This is a genomic window from Curtobacterium sp. MCBD17_003 (assembly GCF_003234885.2).
Classification (GTDB): Bacteria; Actinomycetota; Actinomycetes; order Actinomycetales; family Microbacteriaceae; genus Curtobacterium.
In genome coordinates, this window is the sequence record NZ_CP126275.1 from 2,900,240 (window position 1) to 2,914,937 (window position 14,698).

Here is a 14,698-nt window from a genome sequence, read left to right on the forward strand (position 1 = left end):
CGGTGCGACGATGAACGCGTGCCGACCGCGACCGACCTGTTGACCATCGGCGAGCTGTCGCGCCGGTCGGGGATCGCCCCGTCGGCCATCCGGTACTACGAGGAACGCGGTCTCGTGACGGCGGAACGGACGGCCGGCAACCAGCGACTGTTCCCGCGCCACACGCTCCGTCGGCTCGCGGTCCTCGCCGCCGGGCAGCGAGCCGGTCTGTCCCTCGCCGAGATCCGCGAGGCGTTCGACGCCCTGCCCGCGGACCGTGCCCCGAACCCGGCGGAGTGGACGGCGCTCTCGCGACGATGGGCCGACGCGGTCGACACCCGCATCCGCGAGCTCGAGGCCCTCCGCGACGACCTCGACGGCTGCATCGGGTGCGGCTGTCTGTCGCTGACCCGCTGCGCCCTCGTCAACCCCGGGGACGGCGCCGCCCGCTCCGGCCCCGGTCCGCACCAGCTGCACGGAGTACGCACGGGGTCGCGGCTGCACGAGGCGCGCTCGGGCGGGGACACCGGCATCGTCGCCGACACGAACGCGGCACGGTTCGAACCGACCGAGCGGCCCGCATGACCAGGAAGGACCTCGTGACCTACACGACCCCACCCACGACCATGACCCGCCCCGACCTGCAGGGCACGCACGGCATGAGCGCCTCGACGCACTGGCTGGCCACGGCCTCGGCGCAGTCGGTACTCGAGCGCGGGGGCAACGCGTTCGACGCGGCCGTCGCCGGGGCGTTCGTGCTCCACGTCGTCGAGCCGCACCTCAACGGCCCGGGCGGCGACATGACCGCGGTGTTCGCCACCGCGGCGGACCCCACCCCCGTCGTGCTCATGGGGCAGGGCCCGGCTCCCGCCGGTGCGACCGTCGAGCACTACCGCGGCGAGGGTCTGGAACTCGTGCCGGGGTCGGGCGCCCTCGCGGCCGCCGTGCCCGCCGCCGTCGACGCGTGGCTGCTGCTCCTCCGGGACCACGGCACGTGGGACCTCGCCGACGTCCTGGCCTACGCCATCGGGTACGCGCGCGACGGCCACCCGGTCGCCGCCCGCGTCGCGGACACGATCGGCCGCGTCGCCGACCTGTTCACGGAGCACTGGCCGTCCTCCGCCGAGCGCTGGATGCCCGAGGGCCGGATCCCCGTCGCCGGCGAGGTCGTCCGGAACACCGCGTACGCGGACGTGCTCGAGCGGCTCGTCGCCGCCGGAGAGGGCTCGGCGGACCGGTCGGCACGGATCGACGCGGCCCGGGACGCCTGGGCGTCGGGGTTCGTCGCCGAGGCCGTCGAGCGGTTCGTCCGGACGCCGCACCGGCACTCGTCGGGCACCGACCACGCGGGCGTCATCACGGCTGCGGACATGGCCGGGTTCCGGGCCACGTACGAGCCCGCGGTGACGCTCGAGTTCCGCGGCCACACCATCGCGAAGACCGGCGCCTGGGGGCAGGGGCCCGCACTGCTGCAGACCCTCGCCATCCTCGAACCGCTCGACGACGCCCTGCTCGACCCGTCGACGGTCGAGGGCGCGCACACCATCGTCGAGGCGCAGAAGCTCGCCCTCGCCGACCGCGAGGCGTACTACGGCGACCACGACGTGCCGCTCGAGCGGCTGCTGTCCGCGGCCTACGCAGCCGAGCGACGCGCGCTCATCGCTGACCGGGCCTCCGCCGAGATCCGCCCGGGCGACGCCGGCGTGCCGGCCGGCGCCATGCCCCCGCTCCGCACCGAGTACCTGCCGCCGGCGCTCGACGAGCGCCCCGAGGGCGTCGGGGAACCCACCGTCGACTCGTTCGCCGGCGCGGAACCGCACGTCGGCCCCGACGGCCAGACGCGCGGCGACACGTGCCACATCGACGTCGTCGACCGCTGGGGCAACATCGTGTCTGCCACCCCGTCCGGCGGATGGCTCCAGTCCTCGCCGACGATCCCCGAGCTCGGCTTCTGCCTCGGCACCCGATTGCAGATGACCTGGCTCGAGGAGGGCAGCGCCTCGACGCTCCGTCCCGGGCTGCGTCCGCGCACGACGCTCACCCCGACGCTCGTGCTCCGCGACGGCGAGCCCGTCGTCGCCCTCGGCTCCCCCGGCGGTGACCAGCAGGACCAGTGGCAGCTGCTCTACCTGCTCCGGACGATCGTCGGCGGCTGGTCGCCGCAGCAGGCGATCGACGCCCCGGCGCTGCACACGACCTCGTTCCCGGGGTCGTTCTGGCCGCGCACGTGGGAGCCGGCGGGGATCGTCGTCGAGGACCGGATCGGGGACGACGTCATCGCCGGCCTGGAGGCCCGGGGGCACGTCGTCACGCGCGCCGGCGGTTGGACCCTCGGTCGCCTCTCGAGCGTCGGCCGCGACCCACGGACCGGTGTCCTGTCGGCCGCCGCCAACCCGCGGGGCGAGCAGGCGTACGCCGCGGGGCGCTGAAGGTCTGCTCGTCGCCGGCCGCGTTCCCGCTGACCGCTGATCCCTCCACCGGGGCCGGAGAGCTGTCGACATCCACAGGGATGCCTCGCGGGGAACCGGCTCGGTGCGGGCGGCGCATGCTGGAGCCATGAGACAACGGACCATCGGAGACACCGACGTCAGCGCCATCGGTCTGGGCGGCATGCCCATGTCCATCGAGGGGCGACCGGACGAACGCCGCGCGATCGCGACCATCCACGCCGCGCTCGAGGCCGGGGTGACCCTCATCGACACGGCGGACGCCTACCACCTGGGCGGCCACGACGAGGTCGGGCACAACGAATCGCTCATCGCCAAGGCCATCGCGGAGTACGGCGGGGACACGTCGCACGTCGTCATCGCCACGAAGGGGGGACACCTGCGCCCCGGGCCGGACGAGCGGTGGACCCAGAACGGCGACCCGGCCTACCTCAAGGAGGCCGCCAAGGCATCGGCGAAGCGCCTCGGCGTCGAGGCCATCGACCTCTACCAGTTCCACCGGCCCGACCCGGCCGTGCCCTACGCCGACTCGATCGGTGCCCTGGCCGACCTGCTCGACGAGGGCGTCATCCGCATGGCGGGCATCTCGAACGCCGACGTCGACCAGATCCGACAGGCGAACGAGATCCTCGACGGGCGGCTCGTGTCCGTGCAGAACCAGTACTCGCCGGCGTTCCGCACGAGCGAGGTCGAACTCGTCCTGTGCGACGAGCTCGGCATCACGTTCCTGCCGTGGGCTCCGCTCGGCGGCATCACGTCGGCCGGTGACCTCGGGGCCATCCACGAGGCCTTCTCGATCGTCGCGCGCGAGCACGACGTCTCCCCGCAGGTGATCGCACTGGCGTGGGAGCTGCAGAAGAGCGACGTCGTCATCCCGATCCCGGGTGCGTCACGACCGCAGTCGATCCTCGATTCCGTGCGGGCGGCCGACGTCAAGCTGCGGCCCGAGCAGATCGAGCGCCTCGACGCCGCGCAGGCACCCGCGGCGTGATCGTGCTCCGCGGTCGGCACGCGGGAACCCGGCGGACGACATGAGCGCCTTCCTGCGTGACCGGCCGCAGGAGTGGACGTGGGCGCGACGGAACGGGCTGCTGCTCGTCAACCTGATCGCGTTCCTCGTCTTCTTCGCGGGAATGGTGTTCAGCGGCTGGCACGTCGCGAACGCCGACGCACTCGAGCACGGCCGGGCGGCGGAGTCCCTCGGCGCGTTCCTGCGGAGCGGGGACTTCGTCGAGGCGACGTTCGAGAACTGGGAGAGCGAGTTCCTCCAGATGGGGTCGTACGTCGTGTTGACGTCGTTCCTGTTCCAGTGGGGGTCGAGCGAGTCGAAGCCCCTGGACGAAGCGGCCGAGCAGGACGACGACCCGCGGGAGCACCGGGACGACGCTCGTGTCCCCTGGCCGGTCCGGCGCGGGGGCCTGGCACTCGTGTTGTACGAGAACTCGCTGCTCATCCTCTTCGCGCTGCTGTTCGTCGGCAGCGTCGTGGGGCACGTCCTCGGCGGCGCTGCGGCCTACAACGAGGACCAACGCGAGCACGGCGGCGCCGTCGTCTCCGGGTGGGGCTACCTCGCCACGAGCCAGTTCTGGTTCGAGTCGATGCAGAACTGGCAATCGGAGTTCATGGTGATCTCGGTCATGATCGTGGCCACCGTGTGGCTCCGGCAGCGCGGCTCGACCCAGTCGAAACGGGTGGCCGCGCCCCGGGACGACACCGGCACGGAGGGCTGAGGAGCCCGGCGTAGCGTCGACCGCATGCACGCCATCACGTTCGACGCTCCCGGCGACGAGGCCGTCCTCGTCTGGTCCGACGCCCCCGACGCCGTCGCCGGTCCGGGTGAGGTCCTGATCGCCGTCGCCGCCGCCGGCATCAACAACGCGGATCTGCTCCAGCGGCGGGGGCACTACCCGGTGCCGCAGGGTGCCTCGCCGATCCTGGGGCTCGAGTGCTCCGGCACGATCGCCGCGGTCGGCGAGGGCGTCAGCGACTGGCACGTGGGCGATCGGGTCTGCGCGCTGCTGAGCGGCGGTGGGTACGCCGAGCTCGTGGCCGTCCCCGCCGCGCAAGTGCTCCCGGTCCCCGACGACCTCGACCTCGTCGCGGCCGCGGGTCTGCCCGAAGCCGCGTGCACGGTGTACTCGAACGTCGGGATGATCGCGGGCCTGCGCCCGGGGCAGTCGCTCCTCGTGCACGGCGGCGGCAGCGGCATGGGGTCACACGCCATCCAGTGGGCGCATGCCCTCGGCGCCCGGGTGTTCGCGACCGCGGGCAGCACGCCGAAGCTCGAGGCAGCCCGGCGGTTCGGCGCCGACGTCGTCATCAACCACCGCGACGAGGACTTCGTCACCGTCGTGCGGGAGCAGACCGACGGCGCCGGGGTCGACGTCGTGCTCGACATCGTGGGGCCGACCTACCTGCAGCGGAACCTCGAAGCGCTCGCGGTGAACGGCCATCTCGTCGTCATCGGCAGCACGGGCTCGGCCCCGGACGCCCCGCTCGACCTCGGGCTCCTCATGCGGAAGCGCGCCAGTGTCACCGCGACGACGCTCCGTGCTCGTCCGGCCGAGGAGAAGGCCGAGATCGTCGCCTCGGTCCGTCGCGAGGTCTGGCCGTTCGTCGAGCGTGGTCGGGTCGCGCCCGTCGTCGACACCGTGCTGCCCATGGCGCAGGCCGCCGACGCGCACCGCCTGGTCGCGGAGGGCGCCACGATCGGCAAGGTCCTCCTGACCCCCTGACCCCTCCGGCCGCCCCCGCCATCCGGTGAGATCGCAGTCGTTGCCGCTCTGAGTCTGGTCAGAGCGGCAACGACTGCGATCTCGCGGAGGAGGGCCGGGCCGGGCCGGCCGGGCCGGGGCCGGGTCAGTCCGCGTGCGTGCGCGCGAAGTCGACGATGGCGGCGCACTTGTCACCGAAGCTCGCGTGCATGAGCGCCGCGGCGTCGTCGTCCGTGTCGTACAGGCCGGGCATCTCGATCCCGAGCAGGACGCTGAACAGCATGCCGCTGCCGAGGAACTCGTGCACGCGCTCGGGCGTGAACCCCGCGTCGTGCACGAGGAACCGGTAGATCTCGAGGAACCCGGCTCGTGCCGCGGCGCCGATCGCGGGATCGGCGCCCGACACGAACGCCTGGAGCAGCAGCGTGTGGAACCCGCGCGTGGCAGCGAGGTCGAGGTACGCGTTGCCCACCGCCCGTGCCGTGCCGTGCTCGTCCTCGCCGCGGGCGACCGCGCCGTCGAGGGCGGTTCGGAACGCCGCCATGAGGGTGTCGAGCGTGTCGGCGAGGACCTCGAGGAACAGCTTCTCCTTCGTACCGAACATCCGCACGACGTAGGGCTGGCTGATGCCCGCGGCGCTGGCGATCTGGTCGGTCGTCGTGCCGTGGTACCCGCGTCGCCCGAACACGGTGCGCGCGATGTCGAGGATGAGGACGCGACGCTCCGCCGCGGGCATCCGGGTCGCGGGGGATGCGGCGGATCCAGCGGACGCAGCAGCGGTCGGGGACGATGCGGGACTCACGCTTGACATGGTATCAACCGATTACTACGGTTTGTGATCATCCGATTACAACTGCTGTCGGGCCTCCCGGCCGGCACACGATCCGCGGAGGCAACGATGACCGCTTCAGCTCCACCCACCCGTCGCATCCCGGTCTGGCTGGCGATCCTCGCCGCCTCGCTCCCGATGTTCATGGCCACGCTCGACAACCTCGTGGTGACGAGCGCGCTTCCCGTCATCCACGAGGACCTCGGCGCCTCGGTCGAGGACCTGCAGTGGATCACGAACGCCTACACCCTGGCGTTCGCCGCCCTCATGCTGCTCGCCGTCGGCATCGGGGACCGCTTCGGGCGTCGACACGTGTTCGTGGTCGGCATCGCGATCTTCACGGTCGCCTCCGCGCTGTGCGCCGTGAGCGGGGACCCCACCGCGCTCATCGCCGCCCGAGCGCTCGAGGGCGCCGGTGCTGCCGCGATCATGCCGCTCTCGCTCACCCTGCTCGTCGGCAGTGTGCCCGACCGCGCACGCTCCCTCGCGATCGGCGTGTGGGGCGGCGTGTCCGGCCTGGGCGTCGCGCTCGGCCCGCTCATCGGCGGCGCCGTCGTCGAGGGCTGGAACTGGCAGGCGATCTTCTGGCTCAACGTGCCGGTCGGCGTCATCGCCGTCCCGCTCGCGCTCGCCGCGCTCCCGAACGCACTCGGCGCGAGACTCCGCGCCGACGTCATCGGTGTGCTCCTCGCCGGGCTCGGCGTGCTCGGCATCGTGTTCGGGGTCGTCCGTGGCAACGACGCAGGCTGGGGCAGTGGGCAGGTCGTCGGCGCCCTGGTCGCCGGCGCCGCGCTCATCGCCGCCTTCATCGTCCGGGAGGCCCGCACGAGCGCACCGCTCCTCCCCTTGCGACTGTTCCGGGACCGGGGCTTCACGCTCGCGAACGCCGTCGCGACCGCATTCAGCTTCGGCACGTTCGGCGCGGTGTTCATCCTCATCCAGTTCCTGCAGATCGTGCAGGGGAACACCCCGCTGCAGGCTGGCGTCGCCACGATGCCCTGGACCCTCGCGCCGATGGTCATCGCACCGCTCACGGGATTCATCGCCCCGCGCGTCGGGACCCGTGCGCTCATCGTCGGCGGCCTCGTGCTCCTGTCGGCGGGCCTGTTCGAGATCGCACTGACGATGTCCGCGGACGTCGGATACGGCGTGCTGTTGCCGGGCTTCCTGCTGGCGGGCGTCGGCATGGGCCTGGTGTTCGCGCCGCTGTCCACGGCGGTCCTGGCGAGCATGCCCCCGGAGGACCACGCCAAGGCGTCCGGCACGAACTCGACGCTCCGCGAGATCGGGATCGCGCTCGGGATCGCCGTCCTCACCGCGGTGTTCACGGGCGCGGGCGGCCACCTCACTCCGACGGGGTACGTGTCGGCCGCCCAGCCCGCCGTGGTCGTGGGCGCCGGCGTGGTGCTCCTGGCGGCGGTGCTGGCCCTCTTCCTGCCGAGCGGGGTGCTCCGCCGCGGGGCGCTCACCCCGGAGGCGGAGTCGGCGCTCCCGACGCAGGCGGTCCTCCCGGACGCGGCCCCGGCCCCGGCCCCGGCCCCGGCCGCCTGACCGCCGCCCCCCCCACTTCGGCGAGATCGCAGTCGTTGCCGTTTCGGACCCTTCCAGAACGGCAACGACTGCGATCTCGCGGAGGGGTGTGTGAGGGGATCCGGCGGCCCGCGCACCGGGTCAGCGCTGCACGCGCGCCAGGAACGCCCGGAGCGCGGGGTGCTGCGGATCCCCGAGCACGGCGTCGGGCGACCCCTGCTCGGCCACGGCCCCCTCGTGCAGGAACACCACGCGGTCGGCGACCCGGCGGGCGAACGACATCTCGTGCGTCGTCATGAGGATCGTCGAGCCGCCCTGCTTCAGGTCGCGCACGAGGTCGAGCACCTCGCCGACGAGCTGCGGGTCGAGGGCGCTCGTGACCTCGTCGAGCAGGAGCAGCTCGGGGTCGGTGGCGATCGCGCGCACGATGGCGACGCGCTGCTGCTGTCCGCCCGAGAGCCGGTCCGGGTACGCCCCCGCGAACGCCCCGAGGCCGATGCGGTCGAGCAGCCGGCGCGCGGTCGTCTCGGCCTCGGCGCGCGGGATCCGGTGGACACGGCGGGCTGCGATCGTGACGTTGTCGAGCACGGTCATGTGCGGGAACAGGTTGAACTGCTGGAACACGACACCGATGCGTCCGCGGGTGGCGTCGACGTCGACACGGGGATCGGAGATGTCCTGCCCCTGCAGCAGGATCTGGCCGTCGTCGATCGGCTCGAGCAGGTTCACCGTCCGCAGCAGGGTCGACTTACCGGATCCCGAGGCGCCGATGACCACGACGACGTCGTGCCGGTCGACGGCCAGGTCGATGCCGCGCAGGACCGCCGTGTCCCCGAAGGTCTTGCGGAGGCCGCGGAGCTCGAGGACCGGCGCGTCGGTGGCGGACGGGTGCCGAGCCTCCCGACCGGCCGGCGAACCGGACCGACCGGGCCGGGAGGAGCGGCTGGTGTCCGGCGCGCTCGTCGCGTCCGCGGTCACACCGCACCACCGCTCTGCTCCCGCCGCTGCTGGCGCAGCGCGAGCGCGTCGGTGAGCCGGATGAGGGGCAGGCTGATGAGCACGAACAGGAGCCCCGCGACGAAGTACGGCGTGAAGTCGTACGACTCGGCCTGCGCGATGTTCGCGGCCCGCACGGCGTCCACCGCGCCGAGGATCGACACGAGCCCGACGTCCTTCTGCATCGACACGAAGTCGTTCATGAGCGCCGGGGTGACCTTCCGCAGCCCCTGCGGCAGGACGACGAGCCGGAGCGTCTGCGCATGCGACAGGCCGAGCGACCGCGCGGCCAGGCGCTGGGACGGGTGCACGGCCTCCATGCCGGCGCGGAGCACCTCGGCGACGTACGACGAGTAGGTCAGGATGATCGCGATGGTGCCCCAGACCTCGGCGGGGAACCGCGGGAAGACACCGAGCCCCGGCACGCCGTAGCCGACCAGGTACAGCACGATGATGAGCGGCAGGCCCCGGAAGAGGTCCGTGTACCCGGTGGCGAGCAGCCGGAGCGGGAAGGCCACGGGGCTCCGGAGCCCTCGGACGACGGCCAGGAGCGTCGCGAACACGGCGACGCCGATCGACGCGAAGAACAGGATCCGGACGTTGAGCCACAGCCCGAGCAGGATGTCGGGGAAGGCTGAGACCGCCGTCTCCGGGTCGAAGAACGACTGCTGCACGGCCGCCCATCCGGGGGTGTTGACGACGCCGACCCAGACGAGCGCGACCACCACGAGCGACGAGACGATGCTCACCGCCACCGAGCGGCGGCCCCGCTGGCGCCGGTACAGCCGCCGCTCGACCTCGATCTCGCTCGGCGCCGCGACGACGGTGGTCGGGGTGGTGGTCACGGACCGCGTCCCGATCAGTGCAGGACGGGCACGTCGACCGCGGTCGACAGCCACTTGGTCGTGATGCGCTGCAGCGTGCCGTCGGCCTTGAGCGCGCGGATCGCCCCGCTCACCTTCGGCGTCAGCGCCGAGCCCTTCGGCAGGACGATGCCGAACTGGTCACCCGTGCCCGACGAGGCGGGGAACTGACCGACGACCTCGCCCTTCTTCAGTTCCGCGGACGCGACGTAGAACGCGGTGGGCAGGTCCGTGACGACGGCGTCGATCTGTCCGCTCTTGAGCGCGAGGACCGCGTCGTCGTTCGAGTTGAACACCTGCGGCTGTCCGAGGGCGTCCTTCGCGACGTCGTAGCTCGTGGTGCCGGTGGCGACGCCGACCTTGAGGCCCTTGAGCGCGCTGATGCTCGTGGCGTCGGCCGCCTTCGACCCCGACGTCGTCACGACCGCCTGCGTGGTCGTGTAGTACGGCGCCGAGAAGTCGACCGCCTGCTTCCGCTTCGCCGTGATGCTGAACTGCTGGATGTTCATGTCCCAGTCCTTCGCACCGGGGGCGATGGCGCTGTCGAAGGTGCTCCGCTTCCAGACCACGTCGTCCTTCGCGTAGCCCATCTCCTGCGCGACGGCGTACGCGACGGCCGCCTCGAACCCCTTGCCGGACTGCGGCTTGTTCCCCTCGACCCAGGGCGAGTACGCGGGCTGGCCGGTGGCGACCGTCAGCTTGCCGGCCGTGACGGTCCCGCTGCCGGAGCCGGAGCCGCCGGCGCTGCAGGCCGCGAGGGTGAGCGCGACGACCGCGGCGGCGACCGCCACGAGTGGGCGAGGGGTGCGGGGTCGGCGTCGAGGGGACACGGGCTGCCTCCGGGGCGGTCGCGAGCGGGGTGTGCTGCGGATCGTACGGGGCCGGGAGGCCCGGCGCGAGTTGATGACGCGCCGTTCCGTCCCGCGGTCGTCAGCCGGCGCTCGGCGGATCGGCCTCGGCGTCGTCGTCCGTGACGAACACCACCGTCATGACCTTCCGCCGCCGGTCCGTGATGACCCACGTGAAGTCCCAGGCGACGTCGTCGAACCACCCACTCCAGGCCTGGAACGAGTCGTCGACGCGGAAGTCCTCGTACCGATCCCCCACGAGGGCGTCGCTGAAGGCCCGGCCGATGCGCTTCGCCTCGGCGGCGCGACCCTTGAACGAGGCCGACGACCCGCCCCAGATGAGGGCGCTCGCGATCATGCCGTCGAGTTCCACGGCCGCACGCTCCTCGAACGTGTCGGCGTCGAACCGGACGTCCTGGTCGATGCCGGGGAGCGCGGCCGCCATCGCGGGCGACGTCAGGAGCGCCTCCACGAGGCCGTACTCGTCCACGCGGTTGCGGCAGAGGTACCAGGCGGTCGTCTCGTCGTCACCCGTCACGTCGAACGCGGCCCCGAACACGGAACCGCGCACGATCACCGATCGGAACGCGGCGAGGACGGCCTCGATCGCGGGCTCGGTCGGTTCCCGGAGCCGGAAGGTGAGTCCGGCGCGGGACCGTTCCAGGGTGGCGGCGTCGGGGCGGGCGTTCTGCTGGTCGATCTCCAGCCACGAGGTCGTGCTCATCCCACCACTCCACCACGTCGCGGGGCCGGCTGCACCCTCCCCGCCGCCGAGATCGCACTCGTTGCCGCTCAGGAGGGTCTCGAAGCGGCAACGAGTGCGATCTCGGCGGATGAAAGGCGGCCGGCAGGCCGACGGCCGGCAGGCCGACGGCCGGCAGGCCGACGGCCGGCAGGCCGACGGCCTGCCGCGGTCAGGTTGCCAGGGTGAAGTCCTCGAACGCGAATCCCGGCGACACCAGGCAGCTGACGAGCACCTCGCCCTCGCCGGGCAGGGTCCGCTGCCACACGCCCCCGCGGACGAACGCCTGCGCGTCGTTCACACGGTCGCGCCCGGCGTCCGGTCCGAGGGTGATCCGCGCGCCGGGCTCCGGGGCGTCACCGCTGCCGCCGAGTTCGAGGACGACGGCGTCCGGCCCGTGCCACATCCAGATCTCGTCCGAGGTCACCCGGTGCCACGCCGACGCCTCCCCCGGTGGCAGGAGGAAGTGGATGAGCGTCGCGGCCGGTCGCTCCCCCGCGGGCGTCGTCACCACGGCGGGCGACGTCCAGGTGCGGACGTACCAGCCGCCCTCGGGGTGCGGTTCCATGCCGAGGGCGCGGGCGCGGGGCGGGACGTCGAGCCACTCGACGCGGTCACCGGCGACGGTGCGGCGGGCGACCATGCCGGGGCGGGGCGGGGTGTCGTTCACGGGGTCCTCTCGGGGACGTGGGTGGCGGTGAGCACGGTCCCGTCGACGGCGCGGACCACACCGCGGATGACGGTGGCCCTCGCCCGGCCGGCGCCGTCCTCCGCGAGTTCCGCGAGGGCGTCCGCCACGGTCCGGGCGTCGACGTCGAACACCGCGAGGTCGGCCCGTGCGCCGACGGCGAGGTGGCCGACGCGGTCCGGCCCGACGTCGAGGCCCATCGCGTGCGCGCCGCCGAGGGTCGCCGCCGCGAGCAACCGCTCGTGCAGGTCGCGGGCGCCGTACCCCTGGTTCCGCGCGATGCGGTGCAGGGCCGCGACGTCCGCCATGAGGTCGAGGGAGGGCGACGACGACAGCGAGTCCGTGCCGACCGCGATCGCGCTGCCCTCGCGCAGGTAGTCGGCGACGGGCGGCGGGTCGAGCCCGATGACGGCGTTCGACCGCGGGCAGAGGGCGACGGCGGTCCCGCGCGCACGGAGCAGCGCCCGGTCGGCGGCGGTCATGTACACGCCGTGGGCGATGTGACAGTCCGGCCCGAGCACCCCGAGCCGGTCGACGAACGTCGTGGCGCTCGCGCCGAAGCCGAGTGCGCGGAGCGCCCGGAACGACGGCACGTTCGCCTGGTGCCAGTCGGCGCCCCGGCCGAGTCCGACGACGCCGGCGAGGCCCGGCACGGGTTCGAGGGCGCGGCGTTCCGCCTCGAACGCCGACTCGCCCAGGTGCAGGTGCAACCGGAGTCCCCGCTGACGCACGATGTCGGGCAGGTCGAGCAACGGGCCCACGTCGAGCGAGTACGGCGCGTGCGGGGACAGACCGGCACCCGGGTGCTCCGGGATGTGCTCGAGTTCGCCGAGGACCTGGTCACGCCCCCGCTCCTGCCAGGCGGCGTTCTCCCAGTCCATGACCTCCCAGTACGCGATGCCCCCGAGCCCCGCGTCGGCGAGGACGGACACCGCCTCGAGGTCGGTGATGATGTCCGCGATGCTCGTGACGCCGGCCCGGATGGACTGCGCGGCCCCCTCGGCCGCGTCGGCACCCCAGTCGTGCTCGCGCCCGCCGTAGTCGGCGGTGAACGCCGCCGCCCAGTCCTCGAACCCCCGGTACCGGCCGGCGCCGACCGCGGCCATGCCGGTGTACTGGAGGTGCGAGTGCGCGTTGACGAGACCGGGCAGGAGTGCGCCGCGCCAGCGGCGCTCCGTGTACAGCAGGCCACGGGCGGCGAGCTGGTCGACGACCCAGGCGCGTTCGCCGACGTGGAGGATGCGGTCGCCCCGGACCGCGACGGCACCGTCCAGGATCGGTGGCGCGGTCATCGGCACCACGACGTGCGCCGAGTGCACGGTGACCGACGCGCTCACGGTGGGGCTCCGAACCGCGTGGTGCGGACGTCGGAGGGCCGCCCCTGCGCGCCCCCGTAGGGGTCGGGTCCGCGAGGCGAGTCGACGGCGAGTCCGAGCTCGGCCAGTGCCGCCGCGGCGATGCGGGCGTCCGCGGCGGGGTCGATCGGGTGCACGCCGACGGGCAGCTCCGCCCCGTGCTCGAGCAGCATCCGCACCGCGGCGAGCTGCACCGCGAAGGACAGGTCCATGATCTCGATCGGGTTGCCCTCGGCCGCCGTGACGTTCACGCACCCGCCCCCGTCGACGAGGACCACCGCGCGCTCGGTGCCCGGCACGGTCATCCGTTCGAGGCGAGGAGCGATGGTCGTGCGGACGCTGCCGGCGGCGCGAGCATCGTCGGTCGCGACCTCCTGGTCGATCCCGCCCGCCACCGCGACGACCGCGTCGGGTGCGCACGCCCGCAGCACGTCGAGCGACACCGTGTCCCGCACGCCCGTGGTCGACATCACGAGGTCGGCACCGGCGACGGCGGTCCTGACGGGCGCGACGTCGTACCCCGCGAACACGGCCTGCAGTGCCCGCACGGGATCGGTCTCGGCGACGACGACGCGCAGCCCGAGCGCCGTCAGGACCTGGGCGACCCCCTCGCCGACCGGACCGTACCCGATCACGGCTGCCGTGCCTCCCGCGGCCGGCAGCCGCGCCACGGCATCGCGCGCGGGGACGGCGTCGAGCAGGTCGAACACCGCGAAGACCGTGGACTGCCCGGTCCCGTACCGGTTGTCGAACAGCGTCTTGGCGCGCGCGTCGTTCACCGCGACGACCGGCAGCCGCAGCGCACCCTGTTCCGCCATGCTTCGGAGGGGGCGCAGGCCGCTCGTGGTCTCCTCGGCCGCGCCGACCATGCCGGGCAGGAGTTCGGGCCGGGCCTCGTGGAGGAGGCGGATGACGTGGGCGCCGTCGTCGAGCAGGATCTGCGGCTCGCGGTCGAGCATCTCGAGGGCGAGCCGCCGCTGCCCCGCGAGGTCGACCGTGCTCGACGCGAACACGACGAGGCCGGCGTCGCGGAGCGCGGCCGCCACGGCGTCGTCGGTCTCGTCCGCGTGCGCGTAGACGACGACGTCGGCCCCCGCGTCCTGCAGCAGCAACGACAGGACCGCCGTCTTCGGCTCGAGCACCATCGCGACGCCGACGCGGACCCCGGCGAGCGCGCGGTCGGCGCGGAGCTGGGCGGCGATCGCCCTGCTCACCGGCATGTACCGACCGGCCCACCGGATGCGCTCGGCGGCGAACGCGTCACGCTCCGGCTCCCGTCCGGTGCTCACCAGGAACACGCCGTCGGCGTGGTGCGGGACCGCGAGCACGCCGGGGCGCGCGACGACGACCGGGCCGAAGGCGTCCTCGTCGACTGCGGGGACGTGACGACCCGCGTCGATCACGACCAGCGTGCGGCCTCGGGGCGGGGCGCCGTGCGCGTCGACGGCCGCGGTGCTCTCGGCGGGGTCGCCGGTGCACCAGAGCTGGTCGACCGGCCCCTCCGGCGCGTGTCGGGCGCCCATCGCGGTGAGCACGGCGCGGAGTGTCGACGCGTCGGGGCCGGGGCCCACGACGCGGAACCGGCGTCCGGCGACGAGCAGGTTCGTGGCCGCCGCGTACCGGCGGACGGCCGCGCCGGCCCAGGCGAGCACGTCCGGGTCGGCGTCGTGCGCGGGCGGCATGCGGTCAGTGTAGGACCAGTGCCGC

The 14,698-nt window shown here is 73.4% G+C and carries 14 protein-coding genes; 6 read left to right on the forward strand and 8 right to left on the reverse strand.

Going from position 1 to position 14,698, the window contains the following annotated elements:
• Window positions 1–18 precede the first annotated feature (18 nt).
• The 5 genes from soxR to DEI88_RS13660 all read left to right on the forward strand — a co-directional run bounded on the left by soxR (window position 19) and on the right by DEI88_RS13660 (window position 5,161).
• Window positions 19–564, forward strand: coding sequence for a redox-sensitive transcriptional activator SoxR (soxR, locus tag DEI88_RS13640; RefSeq protein WP_111010444.1), 546 nt, complete (start codon window positions 19–21; stop codon window positions 562–564).
• A complete protein-coding gene (locus DEI88_RS13645; RefSeq protein ID WP_258375150.1) occupies window positions 561–2,408 on the forward strand; it encodes a gamma-glutamyltransferase family protein in 1,848 nt (615 codons plus the stop codon). The genes soxR and DEI88_RS13645 overlap by 4 nt, the downstream gene beginning before the upstream one ends.
• Before the next feature lie 127 nt (window positions 2,409–2,535).
• The gene (locus DEI88_RS13650; protein WP_111072544.1) at window positions 2,536–3,417 is read left to right on the forward strand and encodes an aldo/keto reductase; all 882 of its coding nucleotides are present in this window, start codon (window positions 2,536–2,538) and stop codon (window positions 3,415–3,417) included.
• Window positions 3,418–3,457: 40 nt separating this feature from the next.
• A complete protein-coding gene (locus DEI88_RS13655; RefSeq protein ID WP_111026258.1) occupies window positions 3,458–4,156 on the forward strand; it encodes a DUF6766 family protein in 699 nt (232 codons plus the stop codon).
• A 24-nt stretch (window positions 4,157–4,180) separates the two neighbouring features.
• Entirely contained in the window at window positions 4,181–5,161 is a 981-nt protein-coding gene (locus DEI88_RS13660) for an NAD(P)H-quinone oxidoreductase (RefSeq protein WP_111036695.1), read from the forward strand.
• A 124-nt stretch (window positions 5,162–5,285) separates the two neighbouring features.
• Here DEI88_RS13660 and DEI88_RS13665 read toward each other — a convergent pair whose 3' ends face one another.
• A complete protein-coding gene (locus DEI88_RS13665) occupies window positions 5,286–5,942 on the reverse strand; it encodes a TetR/AcrR family transcriptional regulator (protein WP_181441275.1) in 657 nt (218 codons plus the stop codon).
• Between the two features lie 96 nt (window positions 5,943–6,038).
• Here DEI88_RS13665 and DEI88_RS13670 point away from each other — a divergent pair, with 96 nt between their 5' ends.
• Window positions 6,039–7,520: a DHA2 family efflux MFS transporter permease subunit gene (locus DEI88_RS13670; RefSeq protein WP_111072546.1), complete on the forward strand. Its 1,482-nt coding sequence runs from the start codon at window positions 6,039–6,041 to the stop codon at window positions 7,518–7,520.
• A gap of 120 nt (window positions 7,521–7,640) precedes the next feature.
• Here the strand turns inward: DEI88_RS13670 and DEI88_RS13675 are convergent, their stop codons facing one another.
• The 7 genes from DEI88_RS13675 to DEI88_RS13705 all read right to left on the reverse strand — a co-directional run bounded on the left by DEI88_RS13675 (window position 7,641) and on the right by DEI88_RS13705 (window position 14,673).
• A complete protein-coding gene (locus DEI88_RS13675) occupies window positions 7,641–8,318 on the reverse strand; it encodes an amino acid ABC transporter ATP-binding protein (protein WP_258368615.1) in 678 nt (225 codons plus the stop codon).
• Window positions 8,319–8,473: 155 nt separating this feature from the next.
• Complete coding sequence (locus DEI88_RS13680; protein ID WP_111013209.1) at window positions 8,474–9,340, reverse strand: amino acid ABC transporter permease; 867 nt, start codon at window positions 9,338–9,340, stop codon at window positions 8,474–8,476.
• A 14-nt stretch (window positions 9,341–9,354) separates the two neighbouring features.
• Window positions 9,355–10,188 carry an ABC transporter substrate-binding protein gene (locus tag DEI88_RS13685; protein ID WP_111072547.1) on the reverse strand — a complete coding sequence of 278 codons (834 nt, stop codon included), beginning with the start codon at window positions 10,186–10,188 and terminating at the stop codon, window positions 9,355–9,357.
• 100 nt (window positions 10,189–10,288) lie between these two features.
• Window positions 10,289–10,930: a hypothetical protein gene (locus tag DEI88_RS13690; RefSeq protein ID WP_111072548.1), complete on the reverse strand. Its 642-nt coding sequence runs from the start codon at window positions 10,928–10,930 to the stop codon at window positions 10,289–10,291.
• 190 nt (window positions 10,931–11,120) lie between these two features.
• Window positions 11,121–11,618, reverse strand: a complete 498-nt coding sequence (locus DEI88_RS13695; RefSeq protein ID WP_258375151.1) for a cupin domain-containing protein — start codon at window positions 11,616–11,618, stop codon at window positions 11,121–11,123.
• Window positions 11,615–12,973, reverse strand: coding sequence for an amidohydrolase family protein (locus DEI88_RS13700; protein WP_349775204.1), 1,359 nt, complete (start codon window positions 12,971–12,973; stop codon window positions 11,615–11,617). Before DEI88_RS13700 ends, DEI88_RS13695 begins: the two co-directional genes overlap by 4 nt.
• Window positions 12,970–14,673 carry an adenosylhomocysteinase gene (locus DEI88_RS13705; protein ID WP_111072594.1) on the reverse strand — a complete coding sequence of 568 codons (1,704 nt, stop codon included), beginning with the start codon at window positions 14,671–14,673 and terminating at the stop codon, window positions 12,970–12,972. Before DEI88_RS13705 ends, DEI88_RS13700 begins: the two co-directional genes overlap by 4 nt.
• Between the last annotated feature and the right edge of the window lie 25 nt (window positions 14,674–14,698).